Origin of the sequence: Chryseobacterium arthrosphaerae, from assembly GCF_001684965.1 — a bacterium.
GTDB lineage: Bacteria > Bacteroidota > Bacteroidia > Flavobacteriales > Weeksellaceae > Chryseobacterium > Chryseobacterium arthrosphaerae.
The window spans coordinates 1-505 of the sequence record NZ_MAYG01000003.1; the positions used below are offsets into that span (position 1 = coordinate 1).

2 protein-coding genes are annotated in these 505 nt (G+C 32.9%); one reads left to right on the forward strand and one right to left on the reverse strand.

What is annotated here, in order from left to right:
• The first annotated feature begins 3 nt into the window (after positions 1-3).
• A complete protein-coding gene (locus BBI00_RS15295; protein WP_065399767.1) occupies positions 4-288 on the forward strand; it encodes a helix-turn-helix domain-containing protein in 285 nt (94 codons plus the stop codon).
• Between the two features lie 15 nt (positions 289-303).
• Here the strand turns inward: BBI00_RS15295 and BBI00_RS22985 are convergent.
• The coding region (locus BBI00_RS22985) for a tyrosine-type recombinase/integrase (protein ID WP_165602542.1) at positions 304-505 on the reverse strand (202 nt) is incomplete at its 5' end.

Consider the following 505-nt stretch of genomic DNA (forward strand, 5'->3'; position numbering starts at 1 on the left):
AGTATGCAATCTATAAAAAACGCTACCGAAGAAATTTTATCATGGCTTAAAGATTTGAACGCTATTAAAAAACATATTGAACAAATCAGCAGATATTTAAGGCCTTCCCATCAGGAAGAAAAATATTTAACCGGTGATGAAGTATGTCGCTTACTTCATATTAGCAGGCGCACACTTCAACAATACCGGGACGATCACATATTTTCTTTTGTACAAATTCCGGGAAAAATATTATATAAGGAATCAGATATTTTGAACCTGTTGGAAAATAATTACAAAAGAAAATGATATATCATAAAAATCTTATGAGTTAAAAGCAGCTTCCAACTCCTTAAATTTATGAGATACTTCTTCCATATCCCGACCCACTTTCTCATTCAGGATTTTTGCATAAATCTGGGTGGTGGTTATATTTTTATGCCCCATCATTTTACTAAGACTTTCCAATGGTACACCTTCGCTTAAAAACAAAGTAGCAAAGGTATGTCGTGCTATATGAAAAGAT